The organism is Lysinibacillus sp. NPDC094403 (genome assembly GCF_050278745.1).
Classification (GTDB): domain Bacteria; phylum Bacillota; class Bacilli; order Bacillales_A; family Planococcaceae; genus Lysinibacillus.
On the sequence record NZ_JBNNTL010000017.1, the window covers coordinates 1 to 24,562 of the forward strand.

Genomic DNA, 24,562 nt, shown 5'->3' on the forward strand with positions numbered 1-24,562 from the left:
GGTTGGCGGACCTTTCAGTGTGTCTTTAGACATGGGCCAGTACCCCAGCGTTTCACGCGTAGAGCAAACCACCAGTTAGACTGGTGGTTCTGATTTTCTGCAAGAGTCACAGCAAAGCAGAATCCTCATATTTTAAAAATTAGTAGGACTTAACTTAATGAAAATACTACCAAATAAAATCTTTATTAGGCCATCTATTACAAAAAAGACATCTAGACTTACGTTAGTAATAATTAATCCTATGAATGCATTGATTATTAAACTGATTGATAGAAAAAGCATTAATTTCCCATGTACCGGAGTAAAAGGTAAGAAATGGACGCCGACAGCTAAAATAATTAATAGCCAGCAAGTTCTATAATCATCGGAAAAAAATTGAAAACTGACAAAAACTAAAATGGCTAATAAAAAAATTGAAAAATTAGACCACATTTTTTGTTCCCGCGTACCAGGACCGATTGCTAATTTCTCTCGGGTTTTAGGGCTTAATTGCCAAACCATACCTAGTACATAAACGATGGTAAAGGGCCAAATATTTGGATAGCCGTTATATTTTATTAAAAGTAAGAACATTGCTATGCCAGCAATTATTAGCCAAATTCCATTAATCTTTTGTCTAGGATATTTGTAGGGTTGTGTCTCCATATTCTATTCTCCATTCTCAAACGTTAAATATGCTTCATTTTCTCAGAATCGCTATAAACTAAATTCAACTACTTTTCAGTTGTTGCCCTAATATAGTAGGACGCGAAACCCTTAGAGGTAATGCTTTCTTCTAGCTCCTTCGAATAATAGATTTTTAGAATAATATATCAAATTGAATTACATTGTTTTGTCATAATTTGTCGAAGTGAAAAATATATAGGTTCAAATGAATTTGGCACTGTTTATATAAAAGTCATACTGTTCTTCAGTTAAAAATATGGTTGCTCGAAAGATCTATCTGTAATCCAAATAAGTAGTGTTTTAAACATCACAGTCATGTTCAGGAATAGTAAAGTCATTTAAAAGTATGGTGTAAATTGGATTTATATACCGTCTTTTGATTTTTTCTTTGTATAATAAGAGTATGAATATTTTGAAATCCATATAGTATAAAAAAGGACAGGAGTTAAAATCAAAAATGGTTGAGGATGCTAAAAAAATAATTTTTGAATTTTAAAAAATGATGATTACAATTTCGCTCTTCGTTGGAGTATGGATGAAAATTTTTGTGAAGCTAATGGGTGGAGAAAAAATCAAGACAAAGAAGCAATATATAATTGGTGGAAAGATTAATTGGTAATGCAAATTTAGCAGAGATTCAAAAAGACAGAGCAGAAATAGGGATTGCTATTGGTGAAAGTCAGTTATGGGGAAAGGGTATAGGAACTACCGTAACCCAAATGTTCATTAATTATTTGTTCGAGAAATTTAGTATTACAAAATATTTATAAAATAAGGCTAAGTAATGCCGAGGCATAATTGATTAGGAGAAATGATTATGGTTGGAACAATATTTAATACAATGATGATAATAGTCGGGAGCATTGTGGGAAGCATCTTTAAAAAGGGGATAAAAGATGAGTATCATAATATTTTAATGCAGGCAATGGGGCTAGTAGCTATGGGATTAGGAATAAATGCACTAGTACAACATTTACCTTCAAGCAAATACCCAGTGCTTTTTATTGTAAGTTTAGCTATAGGGGGGTTACTAGGTCAAAAACTTCAGTTAGAAACAAGATTTAATGCTTTAGTAAATAAGTACTCTAAGGGTAATTTAGCTGAAGGATTATCGACTGCTATCTTATTATTTTGCATTGGAACTTTATCAATTTTAGGTCCTGTTGAGGCTGCGTTAAAGGGAGACTATACATATCTGCTTGCAAACGGTATGTTGGATGGAATTACTTCAATTGTTTTAGCTTCCACCTTTGGTATTGGGATAGCTGTTGCAGGAATAGTATTATTTGTATGGCAAGGTTCTATTTATTTAATTGCAATATTAATGGAGAATTCTTTAAGTAATGATCTTCTAAATGAAGTGACGATTGTAGGAGGTATATTAATATTAGCTTCAGGTTTAAGTATTTTGGGGATTAAGAAATTTAATACGTTAAATCTTCTACCATCGTTAATGATTCCTCTTATAGTATTTTTGATCATTCATTTAGCTCATTTATAATTTTTAAGAGACATTGAATATTGTACTTAAATTAAGAGAGCTTTAGTTATCTAAAGATACAATCCTGTTTATGAATAATAAAATGTGGTATTAAAAGGATTTTATTCGCTTAGGAATTGAATATGAGGAAAGATTAATTGTGTATGCAGATTTAGCGGAGATTCAAAAAGATAGCGCTGAAATAGGTATTGCTATAGGTGAAAGTGAGTTATGGGGAAAGGGTATAGGAACTACCGCAACTCAAATGTTCATTAATTATGCGTCCGTAAAATTTAATATTACCAAGATTTATGGTGCTATCGTATCCCTAAAAATATATGGAGTTGAAGTATCAATTCTTTCGAAATTAAAAGTGGAGGAACGCTTATAATTTCTTGGTCACTTATTTCAACTCGGTTAATACTATCATTTTTACACTCTATTCTTGTCCAAAGAACAATTGGAAAATTTCCAGAGAAATCTTCTATAATTAAATAGCTTTTATTAGAATCTAGAATTTCAAATACTTCCGTTTAGCCAAACACAAGAACCTTAACTCTTTTCTCTTTTTGAATTCCTTCTTAGATTATCTCTTAATAAAGTTATTCAATTTTAAAATCTTAAACAATCATAACCCCGTTCTAAATTTAGTACGGGGTTATGATTGTTTAATTATTGATATAAGATACTTCGAAAGTATAACTATAAAATCGTTTACCCGATTCTTAAATAAATAAGAGAATCTTATTTGACTCTTGCTGTTATATAAAGGCATGCAGCAGGACACCTATAAATTTTTAAATGTTCCTCATTAACCGTCGATAATCCGTGGGGCTGGATTTCATATATTTTTTAAATAATCGGCTAAAGTAATTGAAATCATGGATACCCACTCGATTAGCAATTTCATGTACGGGAAACTCAGTTTTTTCCAAATAAAATAAGGATTTATCAATTCTAAGCTTATTAAAAAAATCCATGACACTGGTTCCGACTTCTTTTTTAAAAAGATGGCTGAAATGATATCTGCTTAAGTGACAATAATGAGCGATATCGTCTAAAGAAACTTCTTTTTGATGATTCTCTTTCATATAGCTAATCGCATGTTTAATAGTGGGTGAAACATCGCCAATATATATTTTTTCTACCTGTTCGGTTAACCATTCTACAAAATGACAAACTTTCATAACAAATTTGTCATATCGGATAATATGATAGAGATCTTGAATCACATTCGCCGTATTGGTCAAAATCGAGACAGGATTTACTCCGACTTCTAACACAATTCTAGACATCATCATAAGAAGATCAATAACCTCTGATTTAAAGACATCTTCATTATAGTTATAAATCTCTGCAAAGCTATTCATGATTCCTTTCATTTGGGTTACGACCCCTTCTGTGTAACCGATTCTAACGATCGAAAATAGTTCCGACTTCTCTTTCGTTAAAGGAATCGTTAATGATTCAACCACGTTTTTTCTCATATCGGTATGAAAAATTAATTTATTCCCTTGAAAAAACCTTCCGGACATTGATTTTTTTGCTTCTTCAAAAGAACAGATGAGGGAAGCAGGATCATCGTAAAAATTACCAATACCAATCGAAACATGTATGTCATTTTGATCTGAGGTTTTTTGAATTATTTCTGCCAGTAAAAGAACTTCCCTCTTTCTATCTTGTGGATTTACCTCATGAAAATCCAATAAAAGAGCAAGAACTCCCTCTTCAATCCATGTTCTTAAAAATGGAATAGGTAAGATGCTGTCTAATTCTTCTACAAGCTTTCGTCCAATCTTCATTTTCCATTCAAGCGGTTTTCCCTCAGCTAAATCTGGATAGCGATCCATCGAAACTAAAACAACAACATTAGGCTGAATATTCATGCCGTACTTTTCTTGTAAAACTTCAAAAGAAGCCACGTGTACAAAGGTTCCTGAAAGCAATAGTTGCGAAAAAGATATTTGTGTCATTTCATCGACCATGTTTTGAGCCCCCAAATAGAATGAAAGCTATTATACTCGTTATTAAAATGAGTATAATAGCCTCCATTATTATAAACATTCCTACCAATCTAGTTTACCCATCATTAATTCTACAGCAGTTAGGATTTCTCCTTCACTAATAAGTTTGGTAATAAATTGAATATCAGGATAGAAATATCGATCTTCTTCTACGGTCAGTACTTCACTCCTAATGAGCTCGTAAACCTTTTGGCTGACGGGTGAAGGTTTTAGAGGCTGATGAAAATCCAGAGCTTGAACAGCTGCCATCAGTTCAAGTCCTAAAATATACTCCAGCTTTTTAGCTATTTGATAGGCCTTCTTTGCTGCAAAATAGGCAAAGCTGACAACATCCTCTTGATTTGCACAGGTTGGTGTATTATCAATTGTTGCGGGATGAGCAAGAACCCTTATTTCATTAATCAACCCTGCTGCAGTATACTGTGGAATCATGTAACCGCTATTTAAGCCTGGTTTTGCTACGAGAAAATTTGGAAGTTCACTTACATGAAAGTTGACAAGCCGGTCGAGCCTTCTCTCTGACATCTTTGCGAGATTAGCCATCGCGATGGCTATCGTATCCGAATAGATACCGACGAATGTTCCATCAAAATTCCCTCCCATTAGGGCATCTCCACGTTCCTCTGCGATAATCAGTGGATTGTCACTTGATGAGTTCATCTCATTATAGATTGTAATTTCTGCATCTTTTAAAACCTTTTTAACGGCACCATGGACTTGAGGAATACATCTAAGACTAAGAGCATCCTGTAATCTGTAGTTCTGATATTTTTCAGCAATCTCACTGCCTTTGAGTATATTTATAATGTTTCGTGCTGTACCAGCTTGCTCTTCATGTTTCTTAACAGAATGGATTCGTGGATCAAAGGCTTTAATGGTACCCTTTAACGCTTCTAGAGACATAGCACTCACAACATCAGCTGTTTTTGCTGACTGAATACTGCTAAAAAGAGCCAATGACGCGAAAGCAGTGACCGACGTTGTTCCGCTTGTAAGAGCTAATCCTTCCTTACAGCCCAATGAAACAGGCTGTAAACCTGCTTTTTCTAAAGCTTCTCTCCCAGAAATCAACTCACCATTGTACCATGCTTTTCCTTCCCCTATTAACACTAAGGCCATATGGGCCTCCGGCGATAAATATCCAACCGAACCTTCCCCAGGGGCAAAAGGGACAATTTGGTGATTGAGCAGCGACCTTATAAGTTCTAAAGTCGCTAATTTTACACCAGAGAAACCATTCCCTAAATTAGCTAAAATCATGAATTGGATGGCTCTTACCACTTCTTTTTCTAACGGTTCACCGACTGAAACTGCATGAGAACGAATAATATTTTTTTGAAGAATCTCCGCATCTTCTGTGGAGATCGTTTCGGTTACGTTACTGCCAAATCCCGTTGTGACTCCGTAAATAACTCGTTCTTCATCCAAAAACTTTTCAATGACTGACCGCGAAATATTTACTCGTTCACGGTAATCTTGTGAAAATAAAACCTCTGCATCATATTTAGAAACAGCAATGATTTCATTTATTGTAATATCTCCATCACCTAAAGTAACTTGTTTTATTTCCTTTGGGTGGGTGTTTGATATAGTCGTATTCATTTTCCTAGCGTACTCCCTTCAAGTTCCAACATGAACAAGAAATAAATGTTATCTACCTACTTCAACACTCTTTCCCTCTCCATTTAGGCTAATGGCAACGTCCAGATTTGGATCACTCGCTTCATTCAAGCTAAGTGATTTCGTTTCTGGTGCCCATGCAATGGAAACAACAGTTCCAATCAATAAGACAACAGTCAGGGAGATCATCGATGTTGTCATGCCAAAGGTGCTTACACTAATTGGTAAAAGGAATGTTCCAATCGCTGCACCGATACGACTTATCGCTGTGACTAACCCAACGCCTGTTCCCCGAACTTCGGTTGGGAATAATTCTGCTGGATAAACGAGTGTAAGATTGCCAGCTGCAGCCATTACAAAAGTAAAGATTGCAAACACCATTATAGCAAAGCCATTAGATCCTGCTGGAATAAGACTTAGAATAAATAAGGAAACAGTCAGGATAATAAAAGTATAAATGGTAAAACCGCGGCGTGAGAGCTTTTCTGTACACCATACACCAGCAATTACTCCAACAAGAAGAAATAGATTTAACAGCATATCAACCATAAAGGTTTCTTCAAAGCCCATTGCTTCTAAAATTGTCGGAAGAAAAGTATAAATAGCAAAATAAGGGATTACCTGACATGCATAGAATAGACCGCCAAAAGCAGTTCGCTTCCAAAGATGTTTGTTGAAAAGATCCTTTATTCCATAATTAGTGGCGGTATCTTGCGAAATATTTTCATCCATTACAGCATTAGGGCCAATATACTTTCTCACGATTTCTCTTGCCTCTTCATTTCTACCCATTTTTACAAGCCATCTTGGAGATTCAGGAGTTCCAATACGCATAACTAACACAATTACAGCAGGAATTACTGCACTAACAAGCATCCAGCGCCAAGAGTCAGGCCCCATCTTCGCAAGATAGAATCCTACAACAGTGGCAAAGACATAACCTACTGTCCATATAACATTTAAGGATGATAATAAAATACCTCTATACTTTCTTGGTGCAAATTCTGCCAGTAAAGTAGAACCTACTGCATAATCCCCTCCGAGGGCAACACCGATTAAGACCCGCAGTACGAAAAGCGTAACTGGATCATTTACAAAAAATTGCAAAGCTGATGCTACTGTGATAATGACAAAATTGGATAAATAGATTTTCTGCCTGCCAATTTTATCAGAAAGTCCGCCAAGAAAAAGGCTTCCAAAGAATAATCCGATTAAGGCTGAGCTTCCAATTAATCCATTCCAAAATGAACCAAGATGCATTTGCGGACCAAGGAGGCTAAGAGCCATCCCAATGATTCCAAGTGCATATCCATCAGAAAAATTGGAACCAAAGGTAAGTGCTGTGATTCTTATATGAAACTTATTTAGCGGAGCATCATCCATCCTATATGTTTGTCCATTCACCAGAAATTCCCCTCTCTGTTTTTTGATTTTTCAGATATTTAAACTCAAAAAATAAATTAAAAGACTCAAAAGCCTCCTTCCATAGCCATGATTAAAGCGCTTTCAATTAATTAATAATTCAGTAATTAATTAATCTAGTTTGATAAAGCGATTATATCTATTTTTAAAACATTTGACTCTAGAGAATATTTCGAAACATTAGCATAATATTGCTATTCGACATGCTTATGGTGAAAGGAAACAGTATGTTCCACTTGTATTAGAGTACATGAATTATGGAACATTTTCATGCTAATTCTAACAAACAATTATTTTTGTAAACAGCGGTACTGTGTGCAGAACACCAGGATCTACATTCGCAAAAGAAACAATTAATAGTGGCGGGGTATATTCTTTGCCTTTTGAAGTCACATATACAACTTTATTTAAGGTATTTATATAAACTGGTTGGAGTGGAGGGTGAACGCCCTGAGGAAAGCGCCCAGCCGGAGCGGAAATCAACCCAAAGTTATGAAGATAAGCTGTTAATTTATTGACAATTCAAATAAAAGCACTATAATAATTATCAAGATTTGCATAACGAAAAATTGTTGATAACAATTTGGAGTATAAGAGTAAAAGCGTTGAAGAGAACGAGTAGTTTTAACTTCAATCAACGTCTGTCCAAACATCCGCTGATTGAAGTTAAAGCTTCCGGCGGATGTCACGGAATCGGTAAGGAGTTCTTTGTGCAAGCACAAAGCCGATTCCAGACGCAATTATGCCGAGGCATAATTGATTGAATACCTTACAGAAAGTAGCCGGTTGATGAGAGGCGCAAGGAAAGTTAAAATGAATACATCTTGGAGCTGCGTACCGAACTTTAGTAGGCTACGACGGGTTTGCATCCGTAATCAATGCAAAGGTATCGCCATTTGGCCGTACCTATTGAGAAGGGTTATGTGAATAACTCTTAAATTAAGGTGGTAACACGTTCATACACGTCCTTTAGGTTGATTCCTAAAGGGCGTTTTTTATCTTCATTCAGCAGAAGAGCACCTGCTGAATGAAGATAAAGCCTCCGGCGAATGTCACAGATTTTGAATTGTGCGGGCACAATTCAAAATCCGGACGCAATTACGCCAAGGCGAAATTGATTTTTGCTCTTATAGAACTTGCGATATTAATTCAATATTTAAGGAGTTGTATTGTATGTTTTTAAAGCCAGAGGAACAATTAGAGATTATTCAAAAGGGTGTAGATAAGATTGTAAATGAAGAAGAGTTATTAGCAAAATTGGAGCATTCTTTTAAGGGAAAAAAGCCCTTAACGATTAAGCTCGGTTTAGATCCTTCCGCGCCAGACATTCATTTAGGGCATGCCGTTGTTCTACGAAAAATTAAACAAATGCAAGATTTAGGCCATCGAGTTGTCATTATTATAGGTGATTTTACAGGTCGTATAGGAGATCCAACAGGAAAAGCCAAAGGGCGCGTCGCACTAAGTGATGAAATTGTAAAGGAAAATGCTAAAACATATTGTGAGCAAATTTTTAAAATTTTAGATAAGGAAAAGACAACTATACGTTTTAATAGTGAATGGTTATCAAAGTTAACATTTGAGGAAGTTATCAAATTAGCTGCGACGACTTCTGTAGCGCGTATTTTAGAACGTGATGATTTCCAAAAACGCTATAACAGTCAAGTACCAATCGGTATTCATGAATTCTTCTATCCGTTGATGCAAGCGTATGATTCAGTCGAAATTTTTGCAGATATTGAATTAGGCGGTACCGACCAAACGTTTAATATTTTAATGGGGCGTACATTACAAAAACATTTAGGGCTTGAAAAACAAATTGCCATTTTCATGCCGTTATTAGAAGGCTTAGACGGTGTTGAAAAAATGAGTAAAAGCTTAGGGAATTATATTGGGGTGAATGAAGCACCAGAAGTCATGTTCAAAAAAGTAATGGAAGTACCTGATGCATTAATTATTAAATACTTTGAACTTGCAACAGATGAGCATCCTAAAGTAATCAAGGAAGTAGAAAAGCGATTATTAAAAGGTGAAAATCCGCGAGATATCAAACTTGAGCTAGCAGAAATTATTACTACTTTATATCATGGCGAAGAATCTATGAAGGAAGCGGAGCATTATTTTGAAACAGCATTTCAAAAGAAAAAAATCCCTGATAACATCCCGTCAATGTTAATTGAAATAGGAAAAGAATCTGTACTAGATATTATTCCGTTATTAATTGCCAATGACTATATTAAAAGTAAAAGCGAATTTATGCGATTAATCAAACAAAATGGCGTTTCTATAAATGGTGAAAAACTTACAGTAGATGATACTGATAAAATATTAATGAATGAAGAAGTTTTACAGATAGGGAAGAAACGATTTATACGATTTATAAAATAGGGAATCTAGTTGAATTATCTCGCTTTTTAAAAAAACAAACGAGATTTTAAACCCCTTAAAACCATCTATCAAACAAATTGATAAATGGTTATTGCATTTCAAGGATGTCATGCGTTGTTTCTTTGGTTTTTCGATATTTCTATGAAGCTTTGAACAGATCTGAACTTATTTTCGGAGAGTAAACAGTGTTAGTTGTTTTAAATATCCTCTCATTTACAATTTATATTAGTAGGTGGCAACCGACTTTAATTTCGTCGGTTGCTTTTTTAGTGTTATAAAATAATAAATCGATGCAACTAACTATCAATCAAAATGCTCTAACGGTATGTAAGAGAAAAAAAGAGGTGATTACATGCAATCCAAGTTTCTTGTAAAAAAAGCAAAGAAGGGCGATGGAGAAGCGTTTATACAATTAATCCGTCAATACGAAATGACGCTTTATCGGACAGCAAAACGACTTGGTTTGAAAGATGAGGATATTGCGGACCTTCTACAAGATACAATTCTGACAGCGTTTGAAAAAATAGATTCTCTAAAAGAAGCAAAATATTTTAATACATGGATTTGTCGAATTCTTTTAAATAACTGCTATCGCTTTATGAAACAGGATCAGCGTACTGTACCGCTAGATGTAACGACATTGCATGAACTGCGACACCAAGATCAAATTTCACTTGAGCTTGATGATGCATTGGAGAGTCTAGATGAGAGCTATCGCATTGCTTTAACGCTTTATTATGTGAATGGGCTCACGACAAAAGAAATTAGCGAATTTCTTCATGAATCAGAAGGGACGATAAAGTCGAGGATTTCTAGAGCGAAGCAATATCTGAAAAATAATTATTATGTTGAGGGGGCACAATTACTATGAAAAAATCATTAGACGACCGTTTACATGAGGAAATGAATAGAGAACAAGAAATACCTGATATTGTGCAAAAAGCTTTTGACCGTTCTTATACAGAGATTCGCTCTAAATCAAAGAAAAAGACAAAAAAACGTTGGTTGAAGCCTATTTCAGCTGCGGCTGCATGTGCAGTGCTCGCTTCGGGTCTGATTTTGTCTAATGATATAGCAATGGCCAAACTAAAAGCATTTCTAGGGTTTGAGGACGCTGGGATTGAACTTGCAAGCCAAAACGGAGAGGTACAATATGTAGGTGTATCGCAAAGTTCACAAGATGTTACGGTTACACTTAAAAATACATTTGCTGATGCCTATCGAGTAGGGTTGGGAATGGAAATTTTACCGAAAAATATTGATATAAAAGATATTTATGACGTATTCATCGAATATCGTATGTATGATTCTAAAGGAACAGAAATGGATTCCCTTATTTCAGATACAAAGCCTCTCGCCCCAACAGACATTTCGGCAAGCCATTACAAGAATATGATAAAAGAGAACGATCAATCCATGATATTAGAACTTTTATTAGAGTCCAACGAAATGGCATGGCCTTCCTTAGAGAACGCTCAATTTGTAATCGAAACGATCCGTTTTTCGACGGAAAAGGAAGGTGTAGTCACTGTTAATGGAAAGTGGTCGTTTACATTGACACCAACAACGATTGTAACGCAACCTTTTAAAGCAGAAAATACTGTTGAGGGCATTCAACTTCAATCAGCAACCCTTACGAATGGCTCTATGCATGTATCTTTAATGGTCGACGCAGATCTTTCCAAGGATGAAAATCAATTTTTTGAATGGGCATTAACAAATGAAAAAGGAGAGTCCTTTTATGCAAGAGGAGTTACTACAGAATTGAAAGATGGGAAAACCGTTGTTAATTTAGTATACCCTTATAGTATTTGGAATAAAGAAAAACAACTAAGCTTAAATATTAAGGGCTATGAAAAATTAAAATTAATAAGTAAAGAAAAATAGTGCATTTTTAAAGTTTCAAAGTGATGTGTTAGGCGAGTACATTAGTAGCTATATTGCTAATGTACTTTTTTATTTGTTTATCGATAACCACTTTGTATTTTTTGGATAAATGGTATGGATTTCCGATGAAAAATGCGACGAAAACCTATTTAATGAGTTTTGTCGCATTTTTGTATAGTGTTCTATTTTCCTCTATTTCCAAAAATTCCTGTTAATGTAAATTCTGATATGTGATAATTATCATAAATTAAGGTAAGGGGAGGATGGTAAAATGGAGAAAGAGGAAAAAAACGATGACAAAGAAAAAATGAAGTTAAGCTTAAGTATTAAATATAACTTAATTAGTTATTTCATTATTTTTATTGTAACCCTAATCATCAGAGATTTGACAGGTGCAGAACAGTATCAAAATATTTTATCTAAGGATATTTTGGGGATTTTAAAATTGCTTGCAAGTGCATTTGTACAGAATATAGGAATTGCTTTACCACCTGCAATTATCATTGGTTTTGTTTTTTATTTTTATATTTTCCCTAAACAATCAAGAGAGTAGATATAGATCTACTTTCTTTTTCATTTGTATTTTTTTACAAAAAAGCTTTGTAACTGATAACATTTAAAGGATGCTGGAAAAAGTAATCGGGAAATTGCTCGAATACTTCGCGGTTCTGAAGCTACTATTCGAAGACGATTGAAAGATTTAGGGGGGATTTTCCTCTTTATCCGAGTCGTTATACATATAGAAAGGAATGTGTTTATATTTCTTCAATTCAGGATTCCAATGGATTAAAAACAAACTTTTCTGTATGATATCGTAAAGAGTTTATTTTTCATAAATATGGGTTACATTACATATTTTTCAGAATGAGAGGGTGGTTTAGCTTGGAAATATCAATTAATAGCATACAAGAGCGTGACGCAGAAGAATTGTATCGGTTCGAAAAGAACAATAGACAATTCTTTGAACAAATGGTACCTAGTCGTGGAGAAGATTATTATAATTTTGAAACGTTTAAAATAAGACACAGAGAGCTTTTAGTAGAACAACAGGAAGAAAAGTCGAAATTTTACTTAATAAGAGATAACTCAGGCAATATTATTGGAAGAATTAATTTAGTAGATATAGATACAACGAATGATATAGCAGAAATTGGCTATAGAGTAGGGCAAGATTACGGCGGCAAAGGGATAGGCGCTAAAGCCTTAAAACTACTATTAGAAACAGAAATTAGTGTAAAAAAGATTAAAGCAAAAACAACAATGAATAATATCGGATCTCAAAGGGTTCTTGAAAAGAATGGTTTTAAACAAGTGTGTATAGATGATGATGAATTCGAAATGAATGGCCAAAAGCTACAGTTTGTCGATTACCTTTTGGAACTCTAAAAGCTATGGTGTCTTCTATTGGCTTTGATGGATAGTAAATATCCGAAGAGGGGTGGTTGAAAGACAGTGTTTAAACGAATCATGATGCTTTTTTTAATTATTGCAGCGATACTTTTGTTGATCGTTACGACAAGTTATAGTATTCATCAAATACAATTATCAAAGGAAGATAAATTATTTACGCCAACAGGGAAAATGGTAGAAGTGAATGGTCATCAAATGCATGTGTACATAGAAGGAAATGGGAAAGAAACGCTTGTATTTATGTCTGGTGGAGGCACAAGCTCACCTGTTTTGGATTTTAAATCATTATATTCATTGTTAAGCGATAAATATAAAATCGTTGTCGTTGAAAAGGCAGGTTATGGCTTTAGTGACATTACAGATTCTGACCGTGATATTGATACTATTTTACATGAAACAAGAGAAGCTCTATTAAAATCAGGTGTTAAAGGGCCATATATTTTATTCCCTCACTCTATGTCTGGTATTGAGGCATTGTATTGGGCTCAAGTCTACCCGAATGAAGTAAAGGCAATTATAGGATTGGATATAGCTGTTCCTGCTGCATATAAAGATTATGATATAAATATGCCTCTAGTTCATTTAAGTGCCTTTGCTGCAAATATTGGTTTTACTAGATGGATTCCGGGCCTGTCTGAAAGTGATGCCATAAAATATGGGACTTTGACAGATGAAGAAAAAGAGTTATATAAAGTGGTTTTTTATCGTAGAACGGCAACTATAAATATGGTGAATGAAGTTAAGCATATTAAGGCAAATGCTGAAATGGTAGGAGCGGCTGGAATCCCAAATGTTCCAATGCTATTGTTCACTTCAAACGGTCAAGGAACAGGTTGGAATGAGGAAGCGTGGAATGAATATCAAAAGGAGTTCTTCAGTAAGCATAAAGACGGCACATTAATAAAATTAAATTGCTCACATTATATTCATGATATTGAATTTAAGCGAATAGCGGATGAGTCAGAAAAATATATAGAGAGTTTAAATGGTTAATTGGATGGAATCTTTGAATAATAATACTTCAATTAAAAAGTTAGCGGAATCTAGTTAGGGTCATAATTGGCAGTATTATCAACTAAATAATTTAAAACAGAAAACATCAGATTGTGATTTAGCAATCTCATGTTTTCGTTTTTTTTTTTTTTGAGTTCAATAAGAATTGTACTTGCAAAATAAGGTTATTGTGTATATATTGTATATAAAGTATATATACAATATTTCGCGAAGAGGTATTTGCATGCAAATTATTATTTCAAACAGCTCAAAAGAGCCTATTTATGAGCAAATTTATGCTCAAATCAAAAAACTTATTTTATCAGGTGAATTGCAAGAAGGTCAGTCGTTGCCATCTATGCGCCAGCTTGCAAAGGATTTAGAGATTAGCGTAATTACAACAAAACGCGCATATGAAGAGCTTGAGAAAAACGGATTTATTTATTCTATTGTTGGAAAAGGCTCGTTCATTTCTGAACAAAATAAGGAAATGATGAGGGAAAGAAAAATAAAGGTAATCGAAGAAAATCTGTTGGTTGCCATTCAAAACGGGAAAGAAATGGACATTAGCTTATCAGAGCTCAAGGAAATGCTTACTTTATTGTATATGGAGGATGAATGATGGAAAATGTCATTGAATTACAGCATATTCATAAATCTTTTAACGGATTTCAGATAAAGGATTTTTCTATAAACGTTAAAAAAGGCTTCGTAACTGGATTTATTGGTGGAAATGGTGCAGGTAAATCAACAACGATCAAATTGATTATGAACTTATTACAGCAAGATAGTGGTACTGTTTCATTATTTGGTATGAATTATAAGGGACATGAGAAAGAGATAAAGGAACGTATTGGTTTTGTCTATGATGAAAATGTCTTTTATGAAAATGTAACTTTAAAGGATATGAAAAGGATTATTAAACCAGCCTATAAAAGCTGGGATGATAACGCTTTTCAGCATTATGTTGAAAAGTTTGAACTACCAATGAATAAAAATATGAAGATCTTTTCGAAGGGAATGAAGATGAAAGCCTCGTTAGCTATTGCTCTAGCTCATCATGCAGAATTAATTATTATGGATGAGCCAACTGCTGGTCTCGATCCGATATTTCGTAGAGAGTTACTAAATATTTTACATGAGTTAATGCAGGATGAGGATAAAACAATTTTCTTTTCGACGCATATTACAACAGATTTAGATCGTATTGCTGATTATATTACCTTTATTCATAATGGAGAACATATTTTCACGAAAGAATTTTATAAGATTGAAGAAGAATATGCCATTGTAAAAGGGACATTGGATTTATTGGATCGTGAAACGGAACAAGAGTTTATTGCAATCCGAAAAACGAATACAGGCTTTGAGGCATTAACAGCCGATAAAAATCGTGTGGCAAAAATATTTGGGGATTCTGTTATTGTGGAAAAACCAACTCTTGAAGATATTATGTACTACACGAAGAAAGGATGGTAACTGTATGGTTAACCTTATACTTAAGGATGTTTTAATACAAAAGAAAGTAATTTTATTTTACATTGCTACTATAATAATCTACTTGTTAGCAGATGTTTCCCCAATTCTTATTGTATTTGTATATAGTTTAACATTTATTAATATGGCTTTTTCTTACGATGATAAAGATAATGCTAATATTCTGCTTAATTCGCTACCATATACGAGAAAGGAAATTGTTACTTCAAAATATGTAGGTGCATTAATATTTACATCACTATTTATAATTATTACTTATGGAGGCAATTATCTCTTAAATGGACAAGGAACGTCGTTTTCGTGGAAAGCAATATTGCTAATTATCGGTCTTGTTATGGTCGCTATCTCATTCATGCTGCCAATCTTTTATAAATTTAAAAGGCAATATTTAGTGATTGTTGTAGGTGCTTTAATTGGTATCTATCTAGTAACTATTAAGTTTTTAGTTCCTAATTTAAATGAGATATTAAGAGAATTGACACAAAAGTTCATGACTTTACAAGAAACGCAAATGTATTTCATAGCTATCCTTTCAATCGTTATATTATATATTGGATCGTGGCTACTATCTATTCGTATATATACGAGAAAAGCTTTTTAAAATAAAACGGCTTGAGCTCAGGCTCAAGCCGTTTTCATATGCTTAAATGCAAATTTCCATAGAACGAAATTCATAATGACAAGCACGAATAAGTAAATGATTGCCCCATAAGAAATATGAGTTGTCAGGAAGTAATGCAGTCCCGCCAGAATACCTAAAGGGGGGAGCAAAATAATAGTTTTCCAACTCTGGGCATCGCCAACTTCATTATAAGGCTTTGTGAAAGGGATCTTGCTTCCGATGACGATGTAACAAATGACGGTGTACATGCAGCTTGCCACTAAAACACTCAGTAAGTCTGGGATAATTCTCGTACCAAAAATGAAGCAGAAAATAATGCTTAGAACAATATATAACGGACTATACAACTTAATCAAAAATGCTTTTAAGCTACCTTTTTTCAAGTCTGTATAATCTTTGAGTGGAAAGACTTTATAGATCCAAGCGGCTTTATATTTTCCCGAATATCCGAGCATAAGCACAGCTGACGGAATAATTAGCATGCTGAAATAAATATTTAAATAGCTCATGCTAACGGAATAATCAACATCTTCGGACCTTGAAAAAGAATACATAAAAATAAATGGGATAACAAAAGAATAGCCTAAAGACGGATATACTTTCAGTTTAAACTCGCGCTCTTGTTTCATCATAAGAGAGGCGAAGCGATAGAAAGCTCTTTCTTCATTAGTTCTACAAATGATTTTTAATAAAAACGCCTTTAGTTTATTGTTCTTTTCTTTTTTCGATTTGCTTGTGCTTAATAGTTTTTGTAGATTGCGTTCAAAGGTTGGAATCAGCTTTAGATAAAGCCATATCGAAATAATTGGCATGACGACAGCAAAGATACTACATACCACTGTAAATAAAGAGCTGTCACCATTTAGCAGCAGCTCATAAGGAGCGGCAAACCACATAGGAATTAGAAAAATGCTCCACCAATGAAACGTGACCACCATATCAAAATCGACAAGTTCAAAGGACCTAATAAGAACTTGATAGCCAATCATCAGCATTAATGATAAGCCAATTTGCACATAATTGATGATATCTTTCAGCTTTTCTCCATCAAAGAATCTTAAAATAGCAATATATAAAATAGCGGTTAAAACAACAATAAAAATATTAATTAAAACTAGTAAGAGCACCGTTAAAATAAAGAATAGAAATCCTTGGTTAAATAAGCCCACCACAAGGGAGATGGCCGTAAATGCAATCGTTAAATACGTCAAGTAGATGAAAATATGCATAAACTTGGCCGCATTGATCGTTCTTGCAGAGATTGGCTTGGTAGAGAGGATGCTTCTGTCCCGTACATCCAAAAGTACGGAAGAAAAATCAGAAATCAATGATGTCATGATGATAAAAATGATCATGGCATAAGCAATACTCATCTGGAAAAGATAGTTTTGATCGAATCCAATAAAAGGAATTAACATAAGCCCGAATAAAACATAAATCCATAAAGATTTGATGTAGCCGTATTTTTGTTCTTCCTTATTTTTCTTTGATGATTGGTTAAATAATGTCGGTATTTTACGCTCATCCATTGTTAGTTTAATATGGAGGATCTTTCTCATGATGTCGTAATCGATGCCCATCTTCACAAAAATAAATTGAATCTTATCAAGCAATTGCAGAGTTTTGAAATCTTTCATCGTTATACCTCTTGTACAATAGAAACAAATTTCTCACCAATTTCCTGATGATCATGGAAGCCTGTCAATTGGTTGAAAATCTTTTCCAGAGTCCCTTCAGTATTGTCTGCCTGAAGCTGGGTAAATGTCCCATCTGCAGCAATTTTCCCACCATTCAGCAGGATGATGCGACTACTGATTTTTTCGACAACATCCATGATATGAGAGGAATAAAATATCGTTTTTCCTTGGGCAGCCAGCTGAGTCAAAATTTCTTTAAAAATCATCACACTATTTGCATCTAATCCATTTATAGGTTCATCTAAAAATAACAAATCGGGATTATGTATAAGGCTAGCGACAATTAGTAGCTTTTGCTTCATCCCTTTTGAGTAAGAAGATATTCTTGAATGATACGCTTCTCCAACACCGAACAATTCCATTAAGGATTTTGATTTATCAGCAGCGACCTCTAATTCAAGGCCATAAAGCTGGCCGATGAAGGTTAAATACTCATAACCCGTTAAATTATCATAAACATCTGCTATTTCAGGTACATAGCCAATTCTTCGTTTATATTCAATGCTGTCTTTTCCGATATTCTCTCCGAACAGCTTAATTTCTCCAGCGTAATCGCCCTCAAGCCCTAAAATAATTTTGACAGTTGTACTTTTACCAGCACCGTTAGGACCGATATAACCAATTATTTCTCCTCTTGAGACGTGCAAGTCGATCCCTTTTAATATTTCCTTGCTACCATAATTCTTTGTCAAATTCGTAATCGTCAAGATTTCTTCCATGTTGCAACTCCTTTCTGTTGTTCCCGCTTGAACGGGCGGCAATTTATCTGTACCGAGAGTGAAGCAAAAGGTACAAGACTCCCCTTCAAAATTTACCGAATGTAAAGAAGGTATGTAAGAGATTAACTGCCCGTAAAAGCCCGATTGATAAAGAGTAATAATCGGTGGAGGATGAAGAAAACCCCCTCTGATTAAAGTTTTACTTTATCTTATGTTTAGTGTAATTGATTTAGATAAAATATCCATAAATATAATATAACATTTAAAAATGTAGAAATATCCCTCTCACGAAATGTTATCTATTTATTTCCAGTCTTCCCTAAGTTTACTTTATAATAAAGAGAAAGAATATTTTGGTTTTTTAAATAAGATAGCTGCAAACGGGAGGCGTAAAATGTTGATCAAATCAAATGAACAATTGCTAGGAGTATTAGATAATTTATTACGTGAACCACAGGGTTTTTGGGATGGATTTTATGATCAAACATTTAAAAAGGTACCTTTTTTTGTTAATAAACCTGATGAAAATCTAGTAAGCTATTTTGAAAAAAGGATGATTCATCCAAATAGAGTATTAGAGTTAGGTTGTGGCGCAGGACGAAATGCCATTTACCTAGCAAAACAAGGCTGTTCAGTTGTTGGTGTCGACTTATCGGATAATGCATTGCAATGGGCGCAAAAAAGGGTTAATGAAGCAGACGTAAATGTAGATTTCATTTGTGCTAATATTTTTGAACTGAATCTACAAGAAGAGAGCTTTGATTTTATTTATGATTCAGGTTGTTTTCATCATATAGCACCTCATCGTCGTGTGACGTATATTGAATTGATTCATAAATTATTAAAGCCTAAGGGTTACTTCGCTTTATGCTCATTCGAGGAACATGGTGCATATGGTGGTTCAGCCATCTCAGATGAAGAAGTATATATAAAACGTAGCTTAGAAGGCGGCTTAGGGTATACCAAAAATCAATTAAAAGAAATATTTCAATCATTAGAAGAAATTGAAATACGGAATATGAAAGCCATATCTGATGAAGATCAATATTTTGGTTTAGAAGGATTTTTAGTAGGTTTATTTAAAAAGAATCAATGAGGCTAGGTCCGTTCAATTATTCTCGGGAATATATACGCTTAAAAAACGGGCTGATAGAAAGGACTTCAAAATGTATTTTTATCCTCAATTATAATTAGCCTATAATAGGTGCAATTCTTCATTTTGAAGGATTGCATTTTTTGCGAGCCAGACCATACCACTAAGAAGGGAAAAACCCTATACGGTGGACCTTTTGAGTGAGATAAAGTTATGCAAAAATAAAGCAAGGGGGCCAGGAAGTGTTTAATGATTTTAAGCTTATAGGTAATCGTCCAGTTTATAGTCAATTAAAAGACTATTTAAAAGAAATGATTATGAAGGGGCACTTGCTGGAGCATCAGAAGCTTCCATCTACCCGTGAACTTAGTAAATTATTATCGATCAGTAGAAATACGGTACTGAATGCATATGCAGATTTAGAGCAAGAGGGCATTATTTATGCAGTGAAAGGAAAAGGGAATTTTGTAGGGAAAGTCGAAACGTTGAAAGCTTCATCTATCGAATTTAATTGGAAGGAGAGGCTTAATAACGTTACCTTGTTAGCTGATGAATTCGATTTAATGAAGCAAGATATCCATTGGGAAAAAGGGATGATTTCCTTCAATAGTGTTGCCCCCGAAGAAAAGCTTTTTGATGTTGAAAATTTTAAAAGAGCCTTTTTGACGCGGATGTCCCTTGAAGGAGATGTCGTGTTGAATTACGGATACGCAAAGGGCTATAAACCTTTAATCGAGTACCTTCTTCACTATATGGAAGTGAAAGGTGTAGATATATCAAATAAGGATATTTTGATTACGAATGGCTTTACCGAGGGACTGGATATTTTATTATCTTCCTTAGCAAAAAAATCTGGACGTGTTATTTGTGAAAATCCTACTCATCATGCAGCATTAAAGCTTTTTCGCCTACACGGGTTTGATATTCACGGAATTGATATGAAAGATGACGGTATCGATATTGAACAAGTTGAGAAAAGCTTATCGGAAAAGGAATTTGATTTTGCCTACTTAATCCCGTCCTATCATAATCCGACAGGTATTGTTACATCCTCTGAAAAAAGAGCTGAAATTATTAGGCTTTTTTCACAATATCAAATTCCAATTGTGGAAGATGGTTTTAATGAGGAATTACGCTATTCAGGCTCACATTTAGCACCGCTGATGACTTTTATCGGTGAGGGCAATAATGTTATCTATATTAGTAGTTTTTCCAAAATTCTTTTTCCGGGCTTACGTGTTGGATGGATATTAGCGGATAAGGAACTCATTCACTGTCTGGAAAGTATGAAAAGAGCACGGACTATTCATACATCGACACTAGATCAGGCAGTACTTTATCAATATTTACAGGATGGTTATTTTGAAAAATATTTAAAAAAGGCTAAGTCCGTATATAAGAAAAAATATGAACTAGCCCGTCAAGCCTGCAATCAATACATTCCTTATAAAAGAATGACAGGGGATGGTGGACTTCATCTCTTTATTGAGCTAGAAGAGGAAATGAATGCTCGTACACTATTGAAAAAGTGCTATCAAAAGGGAGTCGTCTTTTATCCTGGTGACGTTTTTTACAGTAATGGCCAAGGTAGTAACACATTCCGATTAGGGTTTTCTCGACTAAAAGAAGAGGATATTGTACGTGGTATTAAGATTATTGGTGAAACCTTGAAAAATGAAATGGGGAGTTGAACATATGAAAGTCGGCGTTATTATGGGGGGCGTTTCCTCTGAAAAGCAGGTTTCTATCATGACTGGGGAAGAGATGATTGCTCATTTAGATAAGAGTAAATTCGAAGCGGTTGCTATTAAACTAAATGAAAATAACACGGCAGATCTTATTGAAAAGGTAAGAAATATCGATATTGCTTTATTAGCACTACATGGCAAGTTTGGAGAGGATGGTACGATTCAAGGTGTACTAGAGACTATGGGTGTTCCATATACAGGTAGTGGTATACTTTCAAGTAGTATTTGTATGGATAAAAATATGTCGAAAAAAATTCTACGTTATGAAGGCATTGAAACACCGGATTGGCTCCATCTTTCGAATAGCGAGGAGCTTCAGTTCGATGAATTATACAAAATGGGCTATCCGTTAGTAGTAAAGCCAAATTCAGGTGGCTCCAGTGTAGGGGTAAAAATAGTATACGATAAGGATGCCTTACTAACATCGGTTGCAGAAGTATTCAAATGGGATTCTGAAATCATTATTGAGAAATATATAAAGGGCGAGGAAATAACATGTTCTATTTTGGACGGGGAACTATTACCAATTATTTCGATTCGCCATACAGCACAGTTCTTTGACTATAAGGCGAAATATGAGGATGCCGCTACGATAGAGGAGATTGTAGAACTTCCACCTGCCATACATGAACGAGTTGCAGAAGCCGCAAAAGCCTGCTATAGCGCATTAAAATGTAGTGTTTATGCCAGAATCGATATGATTATCAAGGATGGAATACCATATGTTATGGAGGTTAACACATTGCCAGGGATGACAAAAAACAGCTTACTTCCAAAAAGCGCACTCTCAGCAGGAATTACTTATACTCAGCTTTTAGATAAGATTATTGAGATTTCCTTACAGGCTGAGGAATAAAGGCTCCATCGCTGAAATTTTTAGATGCATTTGTAAAACGTATACTATATATAAGTTGAGTGAAGGCAGGGCGACTCCTTGGTGATCAGCGGTAGAGGAACAAAGGCTAAAACCATCACGTCCTGTGATAACGCCTTCGTGACCAACATCGGTGCTGCTGCCGCTACGTTAGCACTACGCTTTCGCGCAAAAAACATCTGTTGGCCCGAGACCCTGCAGCGAAGCGAAGCGGCTCATCGGACGCCCCCAGGAAGCTCTGCTCTGCGCGAAAGCGAAGCGTCAGCGGCAAATGTTTTATCTGTGCGAAAGCGAAGCGGCAGCAACAAATGTTTTCTGTAGCGAAAGCAAAGCGACAGCTACAAAGCGCCCAGTCGGAACGGAAATCAACCCTACGTTATGGTGATAATCCAAAGCGGATAAGTATGAGTAGCTAAAAATTCAATAAAAAAACACCTTTATGTTGATATGGGATTAAACCCGCTTTCAACAAAAGGTGTTTTCTCAGTTGTCTAATTAAGCCTTAGACAATTCAATAAATCCATGTCCAAAGACATCTCGTACATCATGAATAGCAATAAAAGCATCTGTGTCTATTTCTTTTACGATTTTCTTTAGCTTTACTACTTCCTGTTTACTAATGACGATATATAAAATTTCTTTTTGCTCCTTCGTATAATAGCCGTGGCCAGATAGGACCGTTACGCCTCGATTCATATAACCATTTACATGACTGGCAATCTCTTCTGGCTTTTTCGAAATAATCGTAATTGCCTTTTTCGGGTTTACACCTTCAATAACAAACTCCATCACCTTTGTTCCAACATAAAGCATAATCACAGTAAGCATTAATGCTTCTGCTCCGATAATAAAATAAGATGAAAAAGCAACAATTAAATCAAAAAACAATAAACCGTAACTAATACTCCAGCCTAAATATTTGTTCGTCATTCTAGCTAAGATTGTTGAACCTGCTGTTGTTCCACCAACTCTTATAATTAAGCCGATACCAACTCCAGCAAACACCCCGCCAAAAATAGCATTCACAATAATTTCATTTGAAGAAATCGACCACGATTCTGTTAAATGTAAAAACAGTGAATTGAGGGATACAGCAATAATCGTATAAATAGTCGTTTGCCTACTTAAAAATCTATAGCCAACTACTAATAAAACTGCATTTAGCAAGAAGCTAACAATACTTGGCGACCATCCAAACAAATAATAGGCGATGATTGTTAAACCTGTTACGCCGCCTTCACCTAAATCATTAGGTATAACAAATAAGTTGACAGCGAGTGCAAAAAGCAACGCCCCAATCGCAATCATTAAAAAATCCATAATAAACTTCTTCATATATACACCACCAAAATTTTTTCCTAAGTACATACTATATCAAGTTCTAGGCATTTTATATACTTTTTGGAATGTTCATTTATGATAAATCTATAATTGTTAGTATGTCCTTTATCAGGAAAAAGGTCGAATGAAAGAAATAGTTCATGAAGCTGCTATTAAACAGTTATGCAGAATCAACTGAAATCACCTAAAAGCTTTAAGGTGCTTGGTGATCGCTTGAGGATTACCTCATTCATACTGTTTATCTCCGAGGTGCTTTTTATACAGCCATATTTAAAATATCCATTTATAATATATACTATATCCGAACTTAAAGTTGAAGTTAGTTATTGAAAAAGTAATCTTTAAAACGGGGGTGCGTAATAAGATATCCAACAGTAATTGGGGAAGGAATGTATATAAAGAACAAATAATAAGGGGTGTTAGAAGCAGTTATGGATCAATCGTTAGCAATTCGTAATATTAAAATGAGTTTGAGAATATTAAATGTATTATTAATAACTACTATAGTAATCATATCATCATGTATCTTATTACTCTTTGGTTTATTAGTTGTAGCTTTAACAGTCTCTGGTGAGAAGTTTAGTAAACTAGTTTTAGATTCTAACATTGATATTTCTTTTAAATTTAATGGTATAACTATTTTGTTAAATAAAGATATAATAAGTAATTTTGTTTATGATAAAAGTGAAACGATCGTATTAATTTTACTCTTGATGATCTTTACTTTAATTATTATGTCAATTGTTATTTTATTATGGAAGTTTGTTAAATCCGTAATTGTTGGGGATGTATTTACTATTAGAAATAGTAAAAGAATAGAGTTAGTAGCATATAGTTTATTAATTTTAAGTTTTTTAAGTAATACGGTTCAAGCATACTTAGTTTCAACTGTATTACATATGTTTTTAAACAATAATGAATTAGGCAATATTGAATGGATTCAATCCGTTTCTTTTAGATTTTTTGATATAAATTGGAGCATACTACTTTGTAGTTTTATAGTTTGGACAATTGGTAGGATATTTAGATATGGCTCTTTTTTACAAGAAGAGTATGATGCAACAGCATAGGAAGTGAAGAT

General features: G+C 34.5%; 23 protein-coding genes. 16 read left to right on the forward strand and 7 right to left on the reverse strand.

The window, feature by feature from the left end:
- Nucleotides 1-132 precede the first annotated feature (132 nt).
- Entirely contained in the window at nt 133-645 is a 513-nt protein-coding gene (locus ACQKMV_RS19355; RefSeq protein ID WP_427505890.1) for a DUF6609 family protein, read from the reverse strand.
- Between the two features lie 620 nt (nt 646-1,265).
- Here ACQKMV_RS19355 and ACQKMV_RS19360 point away from each other — a divergent pair.
- From ACQKMV_RS19360 to ACQKMV_RS19370, 3 genes are all read left to right on the forward strand, one after another.
- The gene (locus ACQKMV_RS19360; RefSeq protein ID WP_427505991.1) at nt 1,266-1,436 is read left to right on the forward strand and encodes a GNAT family N-acetyltransferase; all 171 of its coding nucleotides are present in this window, start codon (nt 1,266-1,268) and stop codon (nt 1,434-1,436) included.
- A 47-nt stretch (nt 1,437-1,483) separates the two neighbouring features.
- Nucleotides 1,484-2,167 carry a DUF554 domain-containing protein gene (locus tag ACQKMV_RS19365; RefSeq protein ID WP_427505891.1) on the forward strand — a complete coding sequence of 228 codons (684 nt, stop codon included), beginning with the start codon at nt 1,484-1,486 and terminating at the stop codon, nt 2,165-2,167.
- A 139-nt stretch (nt 2,168-2,306) separates the two neighbouring features.
- A complete protein-coding gene (locus ACQKMV_RS19370; RefSeq protein ID WP_427505892.1) occupies nt 2,307-2,537 on the forward strand; it encodes a GNAT family N-acetyltransferase in 231 nt (76 codons plus the stop codon).
- A 406-nt stretch (nt 2,538-2,943) separates the two neighbouring features.
- On the opposite strand, the gene ACQKMV_RS19375 is transcribed toward ACQKMV_RS19370, so the two are convergent.
- From ACQKMV_RS19375 to ACQKMV_RS19385, 3 genes are all read right to left on the reverse strand, one after another.
- Nucleotides 2,944-4,131 (reverse strand): AraC family transcriptional regulator, encoded by a 1,188-nt coding sequence (locus tag ACQKMV_RS19375; protein ID WP_427505893.1) that lies wholly within the window; start codon nt 4,129-4,131, stop codon nt 2,944-2,946.
- An 81-nt stretch (nt 4,132-4,212) separates the two neighbouring features.
- The gene (hutH, locus tag ACQKMV_RS19380; RefSeq protein ID WP_427505894.1) at nt 4,213-5,772 is read right to left on the reverse strand and encodes a histidine ammonia-lyase; all 1,560 of its coding nucleotides are present in this window, start codon (nt 5,770-5,772) and stop codon (nt 4,213-4,215) included.
- A 48-nt stretch (nt 5,773-5,820) separates the two neighbouring features.
- Complete coding sequence (locus ACQKMV_RS19385) at nt 5,821-7,194, reverse strand: MFS transporter (RefSeq protein WP_427505895.1); 1,374 nt, start codon at nt 7,192-7,194, stop codon at nt 5,821-5,823.
- A gap of 1,191 nt (nt 7,195-8,385) precedes the next feature.
- Between ACQKMV_RS19385 and tyrS the strand changes: the two genes are divergently transcribed.
- The 9 genes from tyrS to ACQKMV_RS19430 all read left to right on the forward strand — a co-directional run bounded on the left by tyrS (nt 8,386) and on the right by ACQKMV_RS19430 (nt 15,988).
- Nucleotides 8,386-9,600: a tyrosine--tRNA ligase gene (tyrS, locus tag ACQKMV_RS19390; RefSeq protein ID WP_427505896.1), complete on the forward strand. Its 1,215-nt coding sequence runs from the start codon at nt 8,386-8,388 to the stop codon at nt 9,598-9,600.
- Between the two features lie 352 nt (nt 9,601-9,952).
- The gene (locus tag ACQKMV_RS19395; protein ID WP_427505897.1) at nt 9,953-10,471 is read left to right on the forward strand and encodes an RNA polymerase sigma factor; all 519 of its coding nucleotides are present in this window, start codon (nt 9,953-9,955) and stop codon (nt 10,469-10,471) included.
- Nucleotides 10,468-11,487 carry a DUF4179 domain-containing protein gene (locus ACQKMV_RS19400; protein ID WP_427505898.1) on the forward strand — a complete coding sequence of 340 codons (1,020 nt, stop codon included), beginning with the start codon at nt 10,468-10,470 and terminating at the stop codon, nt 11,485-11,487. Before ACQKMV_RS19395 ends, ACQKMV_RS19400 begins: the two co-directional genes overlap by 4 nt.
- A 271-nt stretch (nt 11,488-11,758) precedes the next feature.
- Nucleotides 11,759-12,040, forward strand: a complete 282-nt coding sequence (locus tag ACQKMV_RS19405) for a hypothetical protein (protein WP_427505899.1) — start codon at nt 11,759-11,761, stop codon at nt 12,038-12,040.
- A 329-nt stretch (nt 12,041-12,369) separates the two neighbouring features.
- The gene (locus ACQKMV_RS19410) at nt 12,370-12,873 is read left to right on the forward strand and encodes a GNAT family N-acetyltransferase (RefSeq protein WP_427505900.1); all 504 of its coding nucleotides are present in this window, start codon (nt 12,370-12,372) and stop codon (nt 12,871-12,873) included.
- A gap of 66 nt (nt 12,874-12,939) precedes the next feature.
- Nucleotides 12,940-13,890, forward strand: a complete 951-nt coding sequence (locus ACQKMV_RS19415) for an alpha/beta fold hydrolase (protein ID WP_427505901.1) — start codon at nt 12,940-12,942, stop codon at nt 13,888-13,890.
- A 244-nt stretch (nt 13,891-14,134) separates the two neighbouring features.
- Nucleotides 14,135-14,512, forward strand: a complete 378-nt coding sequence (locus tag ACQKMV_RS19420; protein ID WP_427505902.1) for a GntR family transcriptional regulator — start codon at nt 14,135-14,137, stop codon at nt 14,510-14,512.
- A complete protein-coding gene (locus tag ACQKMV_RS19425) occupies nt 14,512-15,369 on the forward strand; it encodes an ABC transporter ATP-binding protein (protein WP_427505903.1) in 858 nt (285 codons plus the stop codon). Before ACQKMV_RS19420 ends, ACQKMV_RS19425 begins: the two co-directional genes overlap by 1 nt.
- Nucleotides 15,370-15,373: 4 nt before the next feature.
- On the forward strand, nt 15,374-15,988 hold the full coding sequence (locus ACQKMV_RS19430; RefSeq protein WP_427505904.1) for an ABC-2 transporter permease: 615 nt from the start codon (nt 15,374-15,376) through the stop codon (nt 15,986-15,988).
- A 23-nt stretch (nt 15,989-16,011) separates the two neighbouring features.
- Here the strand turns inward: ACQKMV_RS19430 and ACQKMV_RS19435 are convergent, their stop codons facing one another.
- Together ACQKMV_RS19435 and ACQKMV_RS19440 are read right to left on the reverse strand one after the other, a co-directional pair.
- Nucleotides 16,012-17,646: a hypothetical protein gene (locus ACQKMV_RS19435; RefSeq protein WP_427505905.1), complete on the reverse strand. Its 1,635-nt coding sequence runs from the start codon at nt 17,644-17,646 to the stop codon at nt 16,012-16,014.
- Nucleotides 17,647-17,648: 2 nt separating this feature from the next.
- Complete coding sequence (locus tag ACQKMV_RS19440; RefSeq protein ID WP_427505906.1) at nt 17,649-18,425, reverse strand: ABC transporter ATP-binding protein; 777 nt, start codon at nt 18,423-18,425, stop codon at nt 17,649-17,651.
- A gap of 394 nt (nt 18,426-18,819) precedes the next feature.
- Here ACQKMV_RS19440 and ACQKMV_RS19445 point away from each other — a divergent pair, with 394 nt between their 5' ends.
- The 3 genes from ACQKMV_RS19445 to ACQKMV_RS19455 all read left to right on the forward strand — a co-directional run bounded on the left by ACQKMV_RS19445 (nt 18,820) and on the right by ACQKMV_RS19455 (nt 22,122).
- Nucleotides 18,820-19,521: a class I SAM-dependent methyltransferase gene (locus ACQKMV_RS19445; protein ID WP_427505907.1), complete on the forward strand. Its 702-nt coding sequence runs from the start codon at nt 18,820-18,822 to the stop codon at nt 19,519-19,521.
- 239 nt (nt 19,522-19,760) lie between these two features.
- On the forward strand, nt 19,761-21,209 hold the full coding sequence (locus ACQKMV_RS19450) for a PLP-dependent aminotransferase family protein (protein ID WP_427505908.1): 1,449 nt from the start codon (nt 19,761-19,763) through the stop codon (nt 21,207-21,209).
- 4 nt (nt 21,210-21,213) lie between these two features.
- Complete coding sequence (locus tag ACQKMV_RS19455) at nt 21,214-22,122, forward strand: D-alanine--D-alanine ligase (RefSeq protein WP_427505909.1); 909 nt, start codon at nt 21,214-21,216, stop codon at nt 22,120-22,122.
- A 513-nt stretch (nt 22,123-22,635) separates the two neighbouring features.
- Here ACQKMV_RS19455 and ACQKMV_RS19460 read toward each other — a convergent pair.
- Nucleotides 22,636-23,475, reverse strand: coding sequence for a YitT family protein (locus tag ACQKMV_RS19460; protein ID WP_427505910.1), 840 nt, complete (start codon nt 23,473-23,475; stop codon nt 22,636-22,638).
- A 437-nt stretch (nt 23,476-23,912) separates the two neighbouring features.
- Between ACQKMV_RS19460 and ACQKMV_RS19465 the strand changes: the two genes are divergently transcribed.
- Nucleotides 23,913-24,551: a DUF2975 domain-containing protein gene (locus ACQKMV_RS19465; protein WP_427505911.1), complete on the forward strand. Its 639-nt coding sequence runs from the start codon at nt 23,913-23,915 to the stop codon at nt 24,549-24,551.
- The last annotated feature ends 11 nt before the right edge of the window (nt 24,552-24,562 follow it).